Source organism: Fibrobacter sp. UWB5, from assembly GCF_002210295.1.
Taxonomy (GTDB): Bacteria; Fibrobacterota; Fibrobacteria; order Fibrobacterales; family Fibrobacteraceae; genus Fibrobacter.
The window spans coordinates 1-18,650 of record NZ_MWQH01000005.1 but is presented as its reverse complement, the minus strand read 5'-3'; the positions used below and the strand labels follow the sequence as shown (position 1 = coordinate 18,650).

The window sequence follows — 18,650 nt, the reverse complement described above, 5'->3', positions numbered from 1 at the left end:
TTTTGTCAAAAATGTGTGATATAAAAAATTTGCATGGTACAAAAAGTTCCATTTTGCCGTTTTGAACGCTTTCAAAGCCCCTTTTGTAATCAAAAGTTCATTTTTGAGCTAAAAACGGCTATATTTGCTTGAAGAATGGAGATTCTATGAATTGTCGAATACTGATGCGCTTCGTCGGAACCACCGATGAACTTTCCGCCGTTTATGATGCCCTGATGGAGCAGTATCCAGAAATGGATTTGCCCAGCGAAGATTCGGGCGAGTGGTACTCGGTTGACGACGTCATGATGGATGAATATGAATGCCGCTTCGAAGAATTGCCCGAAGGCGAACTCTTGGCAATGGATGGTTCCGTACTCATCGAAGATGAACTCCCCGAAGATTTCTTTGCCGATTTGATGGATCGCTTCGAACGCGTGTATGGCGCCTTCAAGTGGTCTTCTTTAGATGTGGGCGTGGGTTGCGGCGTCAGCGATGGCTGGGGCGAATTTAATCCGGACTACGCCGACGATTATTCCGACGAAGCCAACGAAATCTCCGAAGCCGTTCTCGGTTTCTAATCCAAGTTTTTAATCATTAGATTATCACAGAGCTCTGCGAGCATGCGTTCGTGCGTGCAGACTTCAGGCGATACGCCCTCAATCGTACCCGTACTGTAAAAAGAAGTGCAGGCGCATTCGTGCGCGCAACAGCGGTAGCGAATTTCGCAACCTTCGCATTCCTTTTTGTCGCTGTCCAGGAACTGTCTAATTTGTTCGCAGGCTTCTTCGTTAAATCCGGTAAAGACGTTACCTTGTAAGTAAGGCGGATTCTCGTTTGAGGTGATGAACCTGGTGCACGGGAACATGTTGCCGTTTGTCGCGACTCCAATTGCCCCGTTGTATACGTGGCAGGAATATTGTCTGTACCGCAAATTCGCAAGGTATAATTTTACTTTGTCCTGAATCGTGCCCAGGAACATCTTGTCGCCTTTTTCGCGGCATTCCTTCCAGTACAAGGCCATCTTCTGGTATTGTAAGGCGAGCCTGTCAAAGTCTTCACCGCTCCATTTGCCATCAAAGTCGACGCTTGTGGTAAGGCTCCTGAATCCTTGTTCGTGTAACCACTTCACGCTTTCGGCAAGGGTCTCGATGTGGGCGCGTGTCACGGTGCTTAAGGCGACTGCGCCTAGCTTTACGAATCGCGGAATGTATTTCTCGATGTCCTTGAAACTGCCGCCGTTGTTTACGGTACGGCGCGCAATGTCGTGGTGGTATTCCGGACCGTCGAGCGACAGGTAAATGCGAAAATGCTCTCGCTCGCAATAATCAAAGAAAGAGTCGTCAAAGAGCGTACCGTTGGTGTTTACTGCAAAGTTGAGCTTGAAGTTGCTTGGCGCTTCGCCTTTGTCTATGGCCTCAGCAACGAAAGCTTTGGCGATGTTTACGCCCTTAAAAATGGCGTCTTTGCGCAGTAACGGTTCTCCGCCGAAAAAAGTGATGTTCAAATAAGTCTGCCTGAAAAACAGGCTACGTTCTAGCCCCATGCGAATTGCCTGCTCGAGCGTTTCGTCGTCCATCACGTTATGACGGGCAGATTGCGTGTCCTTGTAATAACAATAGGAACAGCGCAAGTTGCACTGTTCCGTAAGGCATAGAACTAAATTCATCCGGCGGTGTCGAATCGTTCGTAAGTGGATACCATGCTTGCGACCATGCAGCCATCTTCGTTGTTACACATGTGAACCTGGATGCAGAACGGGTCGTTGTCCGGGCATACTTCATGTATATCGACGGACGAGCTGGAGGGCTGTTCTACTTCGCTCGAAGAACTTTCTTCTATAATCGGGTCGCCTGGAAGCGGCTCCGGTTCTTCAGCGGAACTGCTTTGTGCTTCCACTTCGCTTGAAGAACTGCTTTCGAAGTCGCTTTCATCGGGAGCTTCGATAACGCCTGCTTCAGGAGGCGGATACGGTTCATCGTAAGAAGAACTGCTCAGGGGCTTGACTTCGGAAGAAGAACTGGATTCTACGTATTGTTCGTCAGGAAGAATGATTCCAGCTTGAGGCGGAAAATCTGGTTCTGCTGCAGACGACAGCGCTTCAACTGCCGAACTGCTGAGGGTCTCGTGGCTCAGAGGAATATCGACAACGCTAGAGCTGCTGGGAGACTCGGTTTCGGGAGCCCCTGTTTCAGGCTTCTCAAGATCGGTCGGGTCCGGTGCTGCAACATCGCCACTTTCTTCGCAAGCAGTCAATGCAACGGCCGCAATACCGAACGAGGCGGCAATGGCGCTCTTGGCGGCAAGGCTTAGCTTCGCGCTGTTTTTGACGATTTTCTTCTCGATTTTCATAGCAGAACTCCTTCCATCAAATCAAAATATATATAAACTCCCCCCGGATTTCTACAAGAAAAGCCAATCTGCAAAAACCTGTGACCGAATACAAGAAAATCCGCCCTTTTGAGGCGGATTTCCTGAAATCTTGGCGTGAGAGCCGAGCGGTCTTTTTTTTTCCGCTACGTCTGCTCTTCACCACGCAACATGATAACCTTACCCGTGCGAATATATTCGACGATTTCGAACTTCTGCAACAGGCTCTTGAGCGTGTCGACCTTCTGGCTGTTTCCGGTGATCTGGATGATCATCGAAGTAGCGGTCATGTCCACGGTATTGGCGTGGAAGTGGTCGCAAAGCTGCAGAATTTCGGTACGCTGGTCCGGAGTGCAACGCACCTTGATCAGTGCGAGTTCCTTTTCCACGGCGTCGGTATCGGTATGGTCCTTGGCCTGCACCACGTCCACGAGCTTTTCGAGCTGCTTGATAATCTGCATCAAGATCTCGGGATTACCGTGAGCGATGATGTTCATGCGGCTAAAGTTCGGGTCGAGCGTGGGGGAGACCACCAGGGAATCGATATTGTAACCACGGCGGGAGAACACGAGGGCGATGCGCACGAGCACGCCCGGGCGGTTTGCAACTAACAAACTAATAGAATGTGCTTTATCCTTTAACATGGCTTATCTCCTTAGGTCGATCCCGTGGGCTTTTCAAGTTGAGTCTTCGGCTGTTCGGTAATCATGCTCGTAATCGGAGCACCGGCCGGAATCATCGGGAACACGTTGTCTTCCTTTTCGCATTCGCAGTGAATGAGCACCGGGCCTTCGTTGTATTCCAAAGCCTTCTGGATCACGCGTTCGGCGTCGGCGCTACGCTTGATGCGAAGCCCCAGAATACCGTAAGCTTCAGCGAGCTTCACGAAGTCGGGGTTGCCCTTCATGTCCACGCAGCTGTAACGCTTGTCGTAGAACATGTCCTGCCACTGGCGCACCATGCCCAGGTACTTGTTGTCCATCACGAAAATCTTGATGGGAAGCTTGTGGATGGCGGCCGTTGCAAGTTCTGCTTCGGTCATCTGGAAACCACCGTCACCGCAGAAGGTCACCACCGGCCAACCGGTCGTGTTGCCGAAAGCGGCGCCAATGCAAGACGGGAGGCCGAAGCCCATGGTGCCTGCACCGCCACTGGAGTGGAGCTGGCGCGGATAATTGGTGTGGAAGAACTGTGCCACCCACATCTGGTGCTGTCCCACGTCAGTCGTGACAATGGCCTTGCCCTGCGTGAGGTCGCTAACCGTCTGAACAATATGCTGCATACGGAGACCGCCCTGCTTCGGGTAGGTCAGCGGGAAACGCTTCTTCCAAGACTGGCAAGTCTTCACCCATTCGGCGGTGTCGAGCTTACCCACGAGCGGCAAGAGCTGTTCCAGAACGAGCTTTGCGTCGCCGCACATGAACACATCCGGCTGCAACACCTTGCCTTCTTCGGCAGGGTCGATGTCAATGTGCATCTTGATGGCGTCCTTACAGAAAACGTCAAGCTTACCGGTAATACGGTCGTCCCAGCGGCTACCGATCGAAAGAATCAAGTCGCAATCGAGAACGGCCTTGTTGGCGTACACGGTGCCGTGCATGCCGAGCATACCGAGAGAAAGTTCATGGTCGGTCGGGAAAGTGCCAAGGCCGAGCAAGGTGCAGCACACCGGGGCATTCAGCTTTTCGGCGAGTTCCTTCACCTGGCGGCTAGCGCCGGAAATCATGGCGCCGTGACCCACGAGCAAGAGCGGCTTCTTGGACTTCTTCAAGTATTCAGCAGCCTTTTCGATGCTTTCGGTAGAAGCGTAGCTCGGGATCTTGTAACCCGGAAGGTCCATCTTGTCGGTGAACGGAGCGGTGCAGGGGCCTGCAGTCACATCCTTCGGCAAGTCAATAAGCACGGGGCCCGGACGGCCGCTGCGTGCAATGTGGAAGGCTTCCTTCATAATGCGCGGCAAGTCGTTGGAGTCCTTCACCAAGTAAGAATGCTTCACAGCAGCAAAAGTCATACCGCTGGTATCGCATTCCTGGAAGGCGTCCTTACCCAAGTTCGGAGTAGTCGTCTGAGCGGCAAGAACCACGATCGGGCTAGAATCCATAAGGGCGGTGTAGATACCGGTAAAGGTGTTGGTGGCACCCGGGCCGCTGGTGACGAGAGCGACGCCGACCTTGCCGGTCTGGCGAGCGTAACCGTCGGCCATGTGGGTAGCACCCTGTTCGTGGCGGGTCAACACTACTTTAATATTGGAATCCAGAATGGCATCGAACATCGGGATGGCCGATCCACCGGGATAACCGAAAATGGTATCAATTCCTTCGCGCTTGAGGCATTCAATAATCACCTCTGCGCCACTTAATGGAGAATTTGCCATAACTTTTCCTATCTAAATTAGGTTCTTGTTTTAAAAATATGGCTGAAATATAGAACGAATACCCCCTAGTGGCAAGAGATTTGCTCTAAAATATCTAAAAATTTTTAAGATTTTTTGAAAAGTTGTGGCTTTTTGTACGTTGCGTTCTGAAAACTTTGCTTGTTTTTGACCTGTTTTTGGAAAAGTATTTGTTTGTGTTGTTGAAAATTGGCGTGTTTTTGATGTAAGTTTGTTAAATTTTTGATTTTGGATAAAGTAAATCGTGTGTTTTTGGACTAAAGTTTGAATAAAAAGACCCTTTCGGAAGCCGAAAGGGTCTCGAAAAGGACGTTTTTTACGAAAAATGGACTTTTTTAGCCTTCAATCCAGCCGTAACGGCCATTGAACTTGGCTTCAGCCTTTAAAACTTGGAAAGTGCAGCTGATTTCGACCGCCACGTTCTTGGGCAAATTCGATACGCCCACAGCGGTACGGGCATGCTTTCCGTTTTCACCAAAAATCTTTACGGCAAGTTCGCTGGCGCCATTCAGTACGGCCGGCTGTTCGTGGAATCCGGCGGCAGACTGCACAAAACCCTGCATTTGCACGAGTCGAAGCGTTTCGTCTTCTTCCAGCAGCGTGAGTGCGGCGGCAACGTTGTTCATCAGGCAAATGGCGGCGCCTTCGGCAGCCTTCTCAACAGAAACTTCAGTCGGAACAGAACCGCAGAATGCCGAAAAATCTCCGTTAATCGAAGGTAGCTGGCCTGATACGTAAATCGTTTCGCCATTGCGGGTGGCGGGAACATAGGCTGCAAGCGGCGCCGGACATTTGGGGAGTGTTAATCCTAATTCTTGAACCTTTTTAACAATCTGATCCATTTTTTTCTCCTGTGCAACATAATATACAATTTTATATGCAAAAAAGAACGGCAATTTACACATTCTGTATAAATTGCCGTGTAAGAGCTGCGTTATATGGGGCTAGGCTTTCTTTTCGACAAGCTCCAGGGCCATTTTCTTCATTCCGTTGAAGTCCCACTTGCCGGAACCCAGCTTCGGAATGTTTTCCACCACAAATACGGCACCCGGCTGCATGAGCGGCGGAATGCCTGCCTTGCGGAGGTTGCGGGAAACGTCTTCGGCGTTCACGTTGCCCTTGACCAGGAGCACGATCTTTTCGCCCTTGGCGGAATCCGGCACGGCCGTAACGGCAAATTCGCAGTCTTCCATGACCTTGGATTCTGCAATACGCAGTTCCACGGCTGTCAAAGAAATCATTTCGCCACCGAGTTTGGCAAAGCGGCTGTAACGGCCGAGAATCTGTACGAATCCGTCCGGGGTGAGCTTGCACTTGTCGCCCGTCTTGTACCAGCGGCGGCCATCGATATTGATGACCACGGCGTCGGTCTTTTCCTTGTCCTTCAGGTAACCCCTCATCACCTGCGGACCGGTTACCACCAACATGCCTTCTTCGCCATTGGGCAAGAACTCGTTGGTTTCCGGATCGATGATGGCGCAAATGGCTCCCGGCACCGACATGCCGATACTGGAATTGTCGCTGCACTTTTCCATGGTCAAGAAGTCGTCCAGCAACACGTTCGGGGCGTTGAGTGTTGCTAGCGGTGTGAGCTCGGTGCAACCATAGCCTTCGTAAATGTCCTTGCCGAACTTGAGCTTGAAGGTTTCGCGCATTTCGGGGCGGAGCTTTTCGGCACCGGCGATAATATAACGCAGAGAATCCAAGCACATCGGGTGGACCCAGCGGTTAATGGCGATAGCACGCAGGAACGTGGGCGTACCCATCATGATAGTGGTCTTGTACTGGGCGCACACGCGGGCGAGCGTCTTGATGTCGGTCGGATCCGGGCAGAGCACCATGGGCACGCCATCCAACAGCGGCATCATGAAGGTCATGGTAAAGCCGAAGGAATGGAACAGCGGGAGCAAGGTGGTCATCACGTCGGTACGGCGCAGCTTGATAATGTGGTCACCTTGCTGGGCGTTGGAAATCACGTTCTTGTGGGTGAGTTCAACACCCTTCGGCGTGCCTTCGGAACCCGAACTGAACAGGATCACGGCATCGTCATCGAGTTTGGCCGAGGTGAACCACAGACGGCGCAAAATGGCTGCCGGGCACGCACGGATAATGAATGCCGAAACAAAACGGCAAACCGTCGACATCTTGGCTTCTTCTTCGTCCAGGTAAATCATCTGGCATTTGCCGGCAATCTGAGCGAAGGCCGGGTTTTTGCCGCAAAGCTTGTCGAAGAAGGGACGGGTCGTAACCACTGTGGTAAGGTCCGCTTTTTCAATGCATCCGAGAATCGTATCCACCGGAGCGGAGTAGTTCAGGTTCACCGTCGTCTTGCCGGTGCCGAGAATAGACATGATACCGAGAGCGGCGTCGCGGCTGGTGGGCATCATGAAGCCCACGTTCTTGTCGTTCTTGGTTGCAGATTTAATCACTTTGCCGAGATAATGGCAAAGACGAATCATTCCGTAACCGTTCACATGGTTGCCGGCGGGGTCAATCAAAATCATGCGGCTGCGACGCTTGCGCATGGCCTTGAACCACAGCGGAACAATGGAGGCGGAATGGTCCATGGCAATGTTCCAAATGTCGGTATCCAAAAGTTCCAGGTCGTGGCGGATTTCTTTTTCGGTCGCGTTCGTTGGCAGCGGCTTCGAGAAACCGACGCTGATGATACGGTTAAAGGACTGCGGGCGGTTCACGCTTTCGCTGGCGTGGCTGTAACGGCTGCCCCAAAGGCCTTGAATGTAGAACGGAATAATCGGAGCTTCGGTGCCTTCGATTGCCTTGGAATAGTCCAGCGAGAAGGTCGATACGAACGGAGTCTTCGACACTTCGCCTTCCGGGAAAATTACGACCGCTTCGCCGTTCAAGAGGGCCTTGTGGATTTCTTCCATAGCGGGCGCCGGATCGCGGCGGTTAATGCTGATCAGGAAGTTGCCGTGGAAGAACCAGCGCTGGTACCAGTCGGCAAAAGTGTTGCGGTTGCTTGCGATACGGAGCGGTCTAGGAGATGCAATCTGGAGCACAGCCCAGTCAATAAAGCTGAAGTGCGGCCCCACCAAAAGAACCGGGCCCGATTCAGGAATGTTCTGCACGCCCATGACCTTCACCTTGTAGCGGAATACAAAGGCGAACGCAAAGCGGAGTGCGGCACGCAAAAGGGCCATCGGGTTGTTCTTGAGGTTTGCGATAAAGCAGAGTGCAAGAATCACTGCCAAAATCATGAAGCAGTAATCCAGCGTAATCGGCGTAAAGATTAAGAGCAGGGTCTGACCGCCCATAATCAGCACGAGCAATGCCATCTGGATTGCGTTTGCCACAGCGTGAATACGGCCTGCGGTATCGGGGCGCGTAAAGTTTTGAATCACGGTACGCAAAATCACGAAGGCGGAACCGGCGCACCAGCCAATCACACCATACAGAATCGCTTGAATCCAGCCGTTTTGTACCAGCGGAAGGGCGAACATGGTAATGGCGGAAGCTGCTGCGGAGAACGGAATCAAGCCCGTTTCCACAAAACCCTTCGAAGCCTTGCTTGCAGAGAAGGCACCAATCACGTAGCCGGCGGTCACGATGAACATCGAAACCGGAATGACGGCGGTGTTCAGCATGTCGGTCATGCTCTGGATCAAAATCAAGAAAATCTGAGTCACGCCCCAGAAGGCGGCAAGACCGAGAATCGAGAGGCGTACAATCGGGTGGCTCCAGGTGGCCGAGAAATTGCGCATGGGGGAGCGCATTTTTAGGTTGTCATGCCTTTCGCCGACCTTGATGCAAAAACCGGCAATGGTTGTCACGACGCTCAAGCCAAGGTAAATCCACAATGTAAGGTCAATGCTTACGGGGGAATCGGGCCTGCCCGAAAGTCCCATGGCAAAGAAGGCCGCGGTCGCGGTGCCGAGCACTGAAAGGGCCATGTACCAAGAGTTAATCTTGACCAAGTCCTCGCTTTCGACCATCTCTTTCATAATGCCAAGCTTTGCCGGAGTGAGTACGGCAAGAAAAATACCGTACAAGCCAAGAAGCCCGTAGGCAACCCATTCGGCGCCCGCCACATAGCAGACAACGACTGCAATTACCGAGACAAGCATTCCCACCGAGGACCACGCCATGACGTGGCCCTTGTGGAATCGGCCCGCAAAGTAGCTCGCTGCCGGGAGCATAAAGATGCTCGGTGCAAAAATGGCTACCTGCAACAGCATGCTGCGCCACCAGAAGGCAGACCCCTCGAACGAGAACGAAAGCCACCGCTGGAAATGAACAAACAAGCCCATTTGCACAAAAATGCTACAGAAAACAAAAATCAGGTACGCAATGGAACTCTGGTACTTCGTAAGTTTCATGATTCCTCAGTTAGAACTTAGATCTTAGAACTTTGAAGCTAGAATTTAGATCTTAGAATATTCTCTAAGTTCTACCAACTTATTTCTTCTTGAACACCTTGTAAAAACAGAAGGTGCACATTCCGATAATGCCTGCCCACGAAAGGGTCATAAAAATCAGGCCGCTCGTAGAAAATTCCATGTTATGCCTCCTCGTTGTCGGAATCACCGATACTCATGTTCTGCTTGTGGAGAATGGTGGTCTTTCTGGCCGGACCGTTCACCTTCCAGGCGTAGTAGATGGCAATGTTCAAAAGCACCACGAGGGCGAGCAGGAATCCGCGAACGCCCCAGGTAAAGCCAATTTGCGAGAATTCGCTGCCGAGGAAAGTCACCTTGGCAGCGGCGGGAACGTTGCTCAACAGGAGCACGCCCATGCCGTCGTGAATCATCCAGGCGACCAGCACGACTGCCAGGTAAATCGGGCACACGTACATAATGATCGGCCTAAAGAATCGGGGGAGTTTCAAGGCGGCACCGTCGTTCATCAAGGCGAAAGCTTCGCATTCCGGCTTGCCGTCTTCGCCAATCACGTCGGACTTGCGGCGACCGAGCACGAACGAGAAGATGAATGCCTGGATTGTGCCGAGAACCACCAGCAAGAAGCTTCCACCCCAGAAGTCGAGCTCGTCGACCGCGCCTGCGGCAAGGCCGAAAATACCCACAAGGCCTCCCAAGAAGGTCACTGTACCGGTGGCGGTAATGGAGCCCTTGCGGCTAAACTTCAGGTCGTCTTCGCAAAAACTGATCAGCGGCTGGATAATCGAAATGGCGCTAGTGACGCCCGCGATAAAGAGCATCGCAAACCACAGCGTCTGGAAGAATCCGCCAAAGGGCAGCTGGCCGAACACGAACGGCATAGTCTGGAAACCGAGGCCGAAGGTGCCGAGTTTTGCACATTCTTCGATGTTGTTGCCGGCAATGAGCACGGCCATCGGAATCACAATCGTTCCGCCGAGGATAATTTCGGCAAAGCCGTTGGTGGCGCCTGCGGTCAAAGACGAAAGCACCAGGTCTTCCTTGGGCTTCAGGTAGCTGGCGTAGCAGAAAACAATGCCCATACCGAGGCTCATGGTAAAGAATACCTGGCCCGAAGCGGCAAGCCAAACGGCGGGGTTCAGAATTTCGGAAAGGTTCGGGTTCCACACGAAGGCGAGGCCCTTACCGATATCGCTAATGGTAAGCACGCGCACCACGAGGATAATGCCCATGATCAAAAGAATCGGCATGGTAATCTTGTTCACGCGTTCGATGCCCTTGCGCACGCCGAACGACAGGAGTCCCATGTTGCAGGCGAACGTAATCAAGAAGAAGAGAATGGCTGCAGGAATCGGGCCAATCTTGGTGTTCAGCATGATGTAGTTGCCGAAGAATTCCTTCATGGGCTCGTAACCGCCGGCGACCACTTCCATCAGTTTGCCTGTGGCAGAGTAGTAGGTAAACGCGAGAATCCAAGACTGGATAAAGATATAGTAGAAGCTGATGAACAGCGGGGGCAGGAGCCCGAGCGAACCGAGGTGCTTGGCCCAGGGCTTCTTGTTCAGAATATAGTGGAATCCGCCCGGGGCAGTACCGTGGTGCTTGTTACCGGCTGCGCGGCCAAGCGTCCATTCCATCCAAGAAAGCGGAATGCCCAAAAGCAAGAAGGCGATGAGGTAAGGGATAATGAATGCGCCGCCACCGTTTGTGGCTGCCTGCACCGGGAAACGCAAAAAGTTGCCAAGTCCGACGGCGGAACCCGCGACCGCGAGAATCACGCCCAGCTTCGAACCCCAGTTGTCTCTAGAGCTTTTCATTTTTCACATCCTTTAAATTTTTGGGACAAATTTAGCATTTCTCTGCATGACTCTGAATTTGCGTTAGCGAATTCGAATCTGTGTGGCACAATAAAAATGCGTTTGTATTACACTTGCAATCGGGATTATTTACTCTTGTATACAGATTTCTTGAAAAAATCGGTGCTTTTTGTATCGATGGAGTCTATCTTTATATCCATAAACCGAGAGGGTGGGGTAACCCTCGCAAACAACCAAAGGATGACTTATGATTGACGTAAAGGGCAAATGGACCTTGATTACCGGCGGCTGCCGCGGAGTGGGCCGCCTTACCGCCATCGAAATGGCAAAACTCGGCGCAAATATTATTCTGCAGGGCCGTGACAAGTCCCATGCTGAACCGGTAATGAACGAAATCAAGAAGTACGGTGTCGAAGTTCGCGCTGTGGGTTGCAACCTCGAACATGCATGCGAAATCGATGCCGCTCTCGCCGAAATCGATTCCTGGGGCGTGCAGGTCGATATCGTGTTCAACAACGCCGGCCTCATGAGCCATTACTTTACCGATTACCTCACCAATACCATGGAAGACTTCCACCAGGCCATGGCGGTGAACTTCTTGGCTCCAATCAAGATTGCCTACCACTTTTTGCCGGGCATGATCAAGCGAGGCTTTGGCCGTATGCAGCTTACCACTAGTGGCATCGCCAACGAACCCGAACTCATGGGTTACGCCTGCGCCAAGGCTGCTCTGACAAAATTTGTCAAGGACTTTGCCTGCAAGCTGAATGGTACCGATGTCATGATGAACGTCATGGATCCGGGTTGGTTGCGCACCGATCTCGGTGGCCCCAACGCTCCTAACGCCCCCGAAAGCGTGATTCCGGGTTCCATGGTGTCTGTCTTGCTCGACGACAAGAAGAGTGGCCGTTGGTTCAGCGCTCAGGAATTTACTGGCATGTCCCTTGCCGACGCTGTTGAAAAGGGCAAGTCTGTGGAGTAATTGTAAAATCGAGGTGTTTGAAATTTTACAATGGAGAAAGTCCGGCCTTCGGGTTGGGCTTTCTTTTTGTAAAAAGATGTTTAGAAACGCGATGGCTATTGGGCTCAAAAAAACTATAAAAAAATATTACAAGGAAATTGTTCTTCTCATTACTATTTTTTATGTGGGATTAATAAGGGATTGGTTTTTAACATAAACCAAAAGGTCTAGAATGAAAAAGATTCTTGCGATTATGTCTATGGCTGCGGTGTCCGCCATGGCAATCACGGCAAGCAGGGTCGGCCCTGTTAGCACTTACGGCGAACTTAAGGCCAATGGTGGCAAACTTTCGGGTTCTTGTCCCGAATATGCCAACAAGGCTGTCCAGGTCAAGGGCATGAGCCTTTTCTGGAGCTCGGGCAACACCTATTCTACCGACTTCTACTCTGAAAAGGGTATCAACCGCTTGGTCGATGACATGGGCGTCGAAGTGGTTCGTTTTGCTCTTGGTGCTGCTGACGAAAAGTTTAACAGCTCGGGCCGTTCTTACACGACGGGTGGCGAAGGCTTCCAGAAGGCTCTTTTGAAGAACGTCGTGAACGCCGCTGTCGATAAGGACATTTATGTGATTATCGACTGGCACATCGAAAGTTCTACCGGTTTTACCGATGATGCTGTCAAGTTCTTTGAGTATGCAGCTCAGGAATACGGTAAGTATAACAATGTGATTTTTGAAATCTGGAACGAACCGACTGGTGATATGGGTACAGTGAAGTCTCATGCCGACGCTGTGATTCCGGTAATTCGTAAGTATTCTGATAACCTCATCCTCGTGGGTAGCCCGGGATGGTCCAGCCAGCCGGATGCTTGCGCTAACGCAGGCATCTCCGACAAGAACTATGGCTGCACGCTCCACTTCTATGCCGCAACTCACTATATGGGCGATGGCGGTTACAACAAGGCTGCTGAAACTGCTATGGGTAAGGGCGTGCCTGTGTTCGCTACCGAATGGGGTACCGTCAATGCTAACGGTGATGGCCAGCCGGATGAAAACTCCAGTAACAAGTGGGTAGAATGGATGGCTCAGAAGGGCGTGTCCTGGACGAACTGGAACGCTTCTGCTATGGACGAAACTTCTGCAGCATTCTCTTCTGCAGTGTTTGAAAACGGTTTCTCTTACACCAACTCCGGTAAGTACGTGAAGAGCAAGCTCGGTGGCGCAACCTATAAGGATTGCGGCCTCCAGAACGGTTCTGCTGAAGAAGAAAGCGGATTCTCTACGGGCGTTGCCAATGGTGCTACCACTTCCATTCTCGATGACATGGAAGATGGCAACCGTTACGGCTACCTTGGCGGTGCATGGGCTGCTGTCGAAGACCAGGAAAACGGCGGTAAGAGCTCCATTTCTAACGACGTGATTAAAGACGACTTTGGCAACTCGACCTACCAGGTTGTTTACCCGGTCAGCGGCGATAGCAAGAATACTTCCAAGTATATGGCCGCCCTTAAGGACGTGAAGATCGGTAAGGGTACTCTCGATTACGGTCCGTACATCAAGATGTTCCTCACTCTCCTGAAGGAAGAAAAGAAGGATTCTCCGAAGGCTTATGCTGACTTCTCCAAGTGCTCTACGATCAAGTACAAGTACAAGGGTGCAAGCCACAACTTCGCAATCGAAACGACCGACGTTACTGACTACAACTATCACCGCGTGAACAAGGATGCCTCCGAAGGCTGGAAGGAAGTCGAAATCACGACTGACATGCTGAAGCAGGAAACTTGGGGTGACGATTCTCGTTCCAAGCCGATCAACATGGCTCACGCAACTCGTCTTTCTTGGGAAATCAAGGGCCTCGAAAAGGTTCCGGACGATATGAACCAGCCCAAGTATCCGTATCTCTACATCGACGATGTGAAGTGCGATGGCCTCAGCTTCACCGCTGTGAGCGGTGGTGCCGGTGACACTCCGAAGTCTTCTTCTTCTGTGGGAGGCAAGTCTAGCTCCAGCGTTGCTCCGGGTGGCAAGTCCAGCTCTAGCGTTGCTCCGGGTGGCAAGTCCAGCTCCAGCGTTGCTCCGACCGTTTCTTCTTCTTCTGTCGCTCCGGTGATTACCGACATCAAGGTTATCGATGACTTTGAAGACGGTGATGAAGTTGCCTCTACGACTGGTACCTGGTATGCCTATACCGACAAGGAACCGGGTGGCCTTTCCAAGATTTCCAATGTCTATGACAACACCCTCGGTGGCTATGTCGTGGTGTTCCCGGGTACAGCCGATGCCGCTAACGGCACTAAGGGCTTTGCTGCTTTGACAGAAATCGAATGGAACCAGGGTACTTATAAGGAAGCTCCGTTTGTCGCTCTCGGTCTCAATACGCATGCTGACACCTCTAAGGGTGTTGACCTGAGCGCTTGCTCGGCTTTGAGCTACCGCTACAGAGGTAGTGCTCATACCTTCAAGGTCCAGGATGGTCAGGTGGCTGATTACGCCTATCACCAGATCAACTTTGAAGATGCTCTCGAATGGACGACCGTTGTGGCCAGCTGGGATGATATCGCACAGCCGAGCTGGGGCGAACCGGTTGACTTGAACAAGAAGAACATCAAGAAGTTCGCTTGGGAAGTGATTGGCTACAAGAACATTGAATACCAGCCGACGATCAACTTCCTCTTTGTGGACGACTTCAAGTGCGTGGATGCAAGCGTTGGTGTCCGCATGGCTCGCAAGTCTGCTGGCCAGCTCAAGCTCAGCGTGAACGGTTCTACGCTCAACGTGACGACCGCCGCTGCAGCCCGCATCCAGGTGTTCGACATGCAGGGTAACATGGTCATGAACCGCCTCGAAAGCGCCGCCGGTAACCACCAGGTGTCTCTCGAAGGCATGAACCGCGGTAACTACGTGGTCCGTGTCAAGACCGTGAAGGCTGCCCAGACCGCCCGCATTAGCATCCGCTAATCCTCAATTGTCATCCCCGCGAAGGCGGGGGTCACCTTTAAAAAAACTCCGGTTTAACCGGAGTTTTTTTCATTTAAAATATTGCACATTTAAGCTATTGCAAATCTCGCTGCAGAATTTCGCACTTTTCTTTTTTCCACTCTTCAAAAGTGTCGTCGGCGATGTGCTGCTTGGCTTCGCGCATCAGGTGCAGGTAGAAATGCAGGTTGTGGATGCTTGCAAGCGTAAATCCGAGGGATTCGCCGGCGTGGTGCAGGTGGCGCAAGTAGGCGCGGCTAAAGTTACGGCAGCAGTAGCAGTCGCAATTCGGGTCCACCGGCTTGTCGAATTCTTCGGCATGGCGGGCGGCCTTGTAGCGCAAAACGCCTTCGCTGGTAAACAGCATGCCGTTGCGGGCGTTGCGGGTCGGCATCACGCAGTCGCACATGTCCACGCCGCGTTCAATGAGCTCCAGCAGGTTCCATGGGGTTCCTACGCCCATCACGTAGCGGGCATGGTCCTGCGGCAAGATGTCGGTACAGAAATCGGCAATTTCGTACATGGTTTCGGTCGGTTCGCCCACCGAAAGGCCGCCCATGGCGAAGCCGTCGGGGCCGAGTTCTGCAATGCGCTCGATGGCTTGCCTGCGCAAGTCCTTGTGCATGCCGCCCTGGATAATTCCGAAAAATTGCTGGTCGTAACCGTGAATGGGCGGGTGTTCCTTGAGCCACTGCATGGCCTCGGCCGTCCATTTGAGCGTAAATTTGAGGCTATGCTCGGCTTCCTTGGCGGTACTCGGGTACGGAGTGCATTCGTCGAGCGCCATGATGATATCCGCGCCGATTTCGCGCTGGGCGTTCATGACGCTTGCCGGGCTGAAAAAGTGCTTCGAACCGTCCAGAATGCTCCTGAACTCCACGCCTTCGGGGGTGATTTTGCGTAAATCCTTCAGGCTCCACACCTGGAATCCGCCGCTATCCGTCAAAACCGGGCCGTCCCACGCCATAAACTTATGGATTCCGCCCGCTTTTGCAATACGCGGGGTGGTGGGGCGCAGGTACAGGTGGTAGGTGTTTGCAAGGACAATTTCGGCCTTGATGTCCTTAAGCTGCGCTGGAGTGACCGCTTTGACGGTCGCTTCGGTGCCCACAGGCATAAAAATCGGCGTTGTCACGTCGCCGTGGTCGGTATGGACCACGCCAAGACGCGCTTTCGACTTTTTGGAGGTCTTTAGAAGCTCAAATCGATTCATTATGCGTAAATTTAGAAATAATTCTAAGTTCTACCAACTAGGTTCTGCCTACTGCGGCTACGCCGCCCCGTTGTCAATTTATCCATAGTAATCCCCATATAAATGTGTTTTTTGATGTCAAAAAGGGGTAACTTTAACTTTGGATGGGTCTACAAGTTGTAGCCCTTGCATGGAGTGATATATGGATTACAAAAAGGTGTGGAAAAGATCCGCCTGTCTTGTGGCTGGTTTTGCAGTGTTTGGCTTAGCCGACAACCCCATTTCATCTTACCACTATCTGGCGGACCCTTCTTGCGCCTCCGATGGTGATACCTTCTACATTTTGACCGACGTCGATGACTACAACAACCAGACGAACTGGAACTACGACATTGTCGGTCTTTATGCCTTTACGTCCGAAGACATGAAAAACTGGACCGATCACGGCATGATTTTCCGCTCCAAGCGTGAATTCGGCAACTATCCGAACAACACTTGGGCTTCGGGCATTGCTGTCAAGAATGGTAAGGTCTATATCGTTTACCCTGATGGCGCAAGCGGCGTGGGCATGATTACCGCTCCGGCTATCGATGGTCCTTATACCGACCCGGTCAAGGAATCCCATGGCGTCAATAGAATTGCGGGTGGTGGCAGCCTTATCGGTGGTTGCGACGGCATTGCGCACTGCTTTGACCCGGGCATCTTGATTGATGACGATGGCAAGGGTTACGTGATTTTCGGTGGTGGCGAAAGCTCTAGCCGTCCCTACGGCAACAACTTCGACATTATCAGCTTTACCGAAAGCAATGGCAAGATTACTTTCGACAAGAATTCCTTGAAGAAGGTCTCTTTGCCGAACTCTTTCGAAGCTCCTTACCTGCATAAGAAGGGTAGCACCTATTACTTGAGCTTCAACAACCGTAGCCAGGTGATTGACTATGGTATGTCCAACAATATTTGGGGTCCGTATACCTTTGTGGGCACGGTCATTCCGGGAATCGGCTCTGTGCCTGATGCTCATGGCGAAGGTGGTAACAACCACCAGGGCTTCGCTCCGTTCAAGGACAAGTGGTATGCCGTGTATCACGACCGCCGCTTGGTGACCTCTGACAACCACCCGGCTGCAACGACTCAGGCGGGCGTGCGTTCCGAAAACCCGAACTACGAAAACCACAGAAGCGTTTCCATCGACGAACTCACCTGGAATGGCGACAAGATGAACAAGCTCACCTTCACCCGTGAAGGACCGAAGCAGATCAAGAACTTCGACCCGTACAAGACCTACAAGGCAACGACCAGTTCCAAGCAGATGAACATCCGTAGCCGTACGGACTGGACTCAGGGCAAGCCCGTTGTGCATGTGCTTTTGCCGCTCACAAGCCGTAGCGAATCCTGGATCCGCGTTTCTGGCGTGGACTTCGGTAACGGTGCTCAGAACCTCCGTATCAAGGCTGCAAACGTAGGTGATGGCAACAAGATTGAAATCCATACGGGTAGCGCCAGCGGTACGTTGGCCGGTACTTGCGAACTTGCAAAAACCGCCAATAACAAGACCTTCGTTGACAACGATTGCGAAATGAAGGGCCTCACCGGCGTTATCGACCAGGTATTCTTCGTGTTCAAGAATAACGGAAAGGATTCGACCATGGGTGTTCTCGAATGGGAATTCCAGGGTGCCAAGCGCGAACCTGAACCGCAGACTCCGTTCGGCGGCAAGGCTTGGGCGATTCCGGGCAAGATCGAAATGGAAAACTTCGACGAACCGGGCTATGGCACTGGCAACGATTCTTATGCTGACAACGATTCCGACGACCATGGCGCCGAAAGCAATGGCGGCAAGAGCTATCGCGAAGGCACTGGCGTTGACATCTACAAGAAGAACAATGGCTATGTCGTGGGTTACAACCAGAGTGGCGAATGGCTTGAATACACTGTAGAGGTGGCCGAAGCTGGTGATTACACCATGTTCGCTTCCGTGGCTTCAGCAAATGCAACTTCTGGTTTCCAGCTCGCTATCGACGGCGAAAACATCACCGAAGAAATCGCTGTGCCCAAGAATGACGGTGAAGAAAACTACGATGACTATAACGTCGTTCAGGCAAACGTCAAGCTTGCTGCTGGTAAGCATATCCTCCGCTTCACCGTGACCGGTGACTGGATGGACATTGACTACATCGAGTTTGTTGCAGGCAAGGATGCTGATCCGGGCAAGACCTCTATTGCACAGATCAAGCTCCAGAACAAGATCGAAAAGTCCTACAACGTGTTCAGCCTCACCGGCGTGAAGGTCGGTACGGTTGACCTGTCTGGCATGGCTGCCTCCAAGGCTCTCAATGCCGCAGGCTTTGCCAAGGGCGTGTACATGCTCAAGCAGGTGAACGGCAGCAAGAAGTTCATGGTGAACACCTCCAAGTAATTCTTACATACACCTCCAACGGAGTCTTCCTAGTGCATATGTGCTGGGAAGACTTTTTGTATAGAGATCGTTCGGCTCAACATTTTGGCTGCATTATAAAACGAAAAAAGACTCAGTTTTCACTGAGTCTTTCTTCTGCGGTCGGACAGACTTGAACTGTCATGGGATCGCTCCCACTAGCACCTCAAGCT

Annotated in this window: 12 protein-coding genes; 4 read left to right on the top strand and 8 right to left on the bottom strand. The window is 52.0% G+C overall.

Annotation, left to right across the window (positions count from 1 at the left end; all coding sequences use genetic code 11):
• Positions 1-146: 146 nt before the first annotated feature.
• Positions 147-560 (top strand): hypothetical protein, encoded by a 414-nt coding sequence (locus B7989_RS08405; protein ID WP_073054722.1) that lies wholly within the window; start codon positions 147-149, stop codon positions 558-560.
• On the opposite strand, the gene B7989_RS08400 is transcribed toward B7989_RS08405, so the two are convergent.
• The 7 genes from B7989_RS08400 to B7989_RS08370 form a co-directional block, all read right to left on the bottom strand.
• Entirely contained in the window at positions 557-1,648 is a 1,092-nt protein-coding gene (locus tag B7989_RS08400) for a radical SAM protein (RefSeq protein ID WP_088628080.1), read from the bottom strand. The genes B7989_RS08405 and B7989_RS08400 overlap by 4 nt on opposite strands.
• A complete protein-coding gene (locus B7989_RS08395) occupies positions 1,645-2,331 on the bottom strand; it encodes a hypothetical protein (protein WP_088628079.1) in 687 nt (228 codons plus the stop codon). Before B7989_RS08395 ends, B7989_RS08400 begins: the two co-directional genes overlap by 4 nt.
• Before the next feature lie 164 nt (positions 2,332-2,495).
• A complete protein-coding gene (gene ilvN, locus B7989_RS08390) occupies positions 2,496-2,993 on the bottom strand; it encodes an acetolactate synthase small subunit (RefSeq protein WP_072799415.1) in 498 nt (165 codons plus the stop codon).
• Positions 2,994-3,004: 11 nt separating this feature from the next.
• On the bottom strand, positions 3,005-4,723 hold the full coding sequence (gene ilvB, locus B7989_RS08385; protein ID WP_073317419.1) for a biosynthetic-type acetolactate synthase large subunit: 1,719 nt from the start codon (positions 4,721-4,723) through the stop codon (positions 3,005-3,007).
• 353 nt (positions 4,724-5,076) lie between these two features.
• Entirely contained in the window at positions 5,077-5,583 is a 507-nt protein-coding gene (locus B7989_RS08380; RefSeq protein ID WP_073317417.1) for a RidA family protein, read from the bottom strand.
• A gap of 102 nt (positions 5,584-5,685) precedes the next feature.
• Positions 5,686-9,081 (bottom strand): MFS transporter, encoded by a 3,396-nt coding sequence (locus B7989_RS08375; RefSeq protein ID WP_088628078.1) that lies wholly within the window; start codon positions 9,079-9,081, stop codon positions 5,686-5,688.
• A 182-nt stretch (positions 9,082-9,263) separates the two neighbouring features.
• Complete coding sequence (locus B7989_RS08370; RefSeq protein ID WP_088628077.1) at positions 9,264-10,916, bottom strand: sodium:calcium symporter; 1,653 nt, start codon at positions 10,914-10,916, stop codon at positions 9,264-9,266.
• Between the two features lie 247 nt (positions 10,917-11,163).
• Between B7989_RS08370 and B7989_RS08365 the strand changes: the two genes are divergently transcribed.
• The gene (locus tag B7989_RS08365; protein ID WP_088628076.1) at positions 11,164-11,898 is read left to right on the top strand and encodes an SDR family oxidoreductase; all 735 of its coding nucleotides are present in this window, start codon (positions 11,164-11,166) and stop codon (positions 11,896-11,898) included.
• 211 nt (positions 11,899-12,109) lie between these two features.
• Entirely contained in the window at positions 12,110-14,833 is a 2,724-nt protein-coding gene (locus B7989_RS08360) for a CIA30 family protein (RefSeq protein ID WP_088628075.1), read from the top strand.
• Positions 14,834-14,927: 94 nt separating this feature from the next.
• On the opposite strand, the gene tgt is transcribed toward B7989_RS08360, so the two are convergent.
• Entirely contained in the window at positions 14,928-16,064 is a 1,137-nt protein-coding gene (tgt, locus tag B7989_RS08355; protein ID WP_088628074.1) for a tRNA guanosine(34) transglycosylase Tgt, read from the bottom strand.
• Between the two features lie 181 nt (positions 16,065-16,245).
• Here tgt and B7989_RS08350 point away from each other — a divergent pair, with 181 nt between their 5' ends.
• Entirely contained in the window at positions 16,246-18,459 is a 2,214-nt protein-coding gene (locus B7989_RS08350) for a carbohydrate-binding protein (protein WP_233144326.1), read from the top strand.
• Positions 18,460-18,650 lie beyond the last annotated feature (191 nt).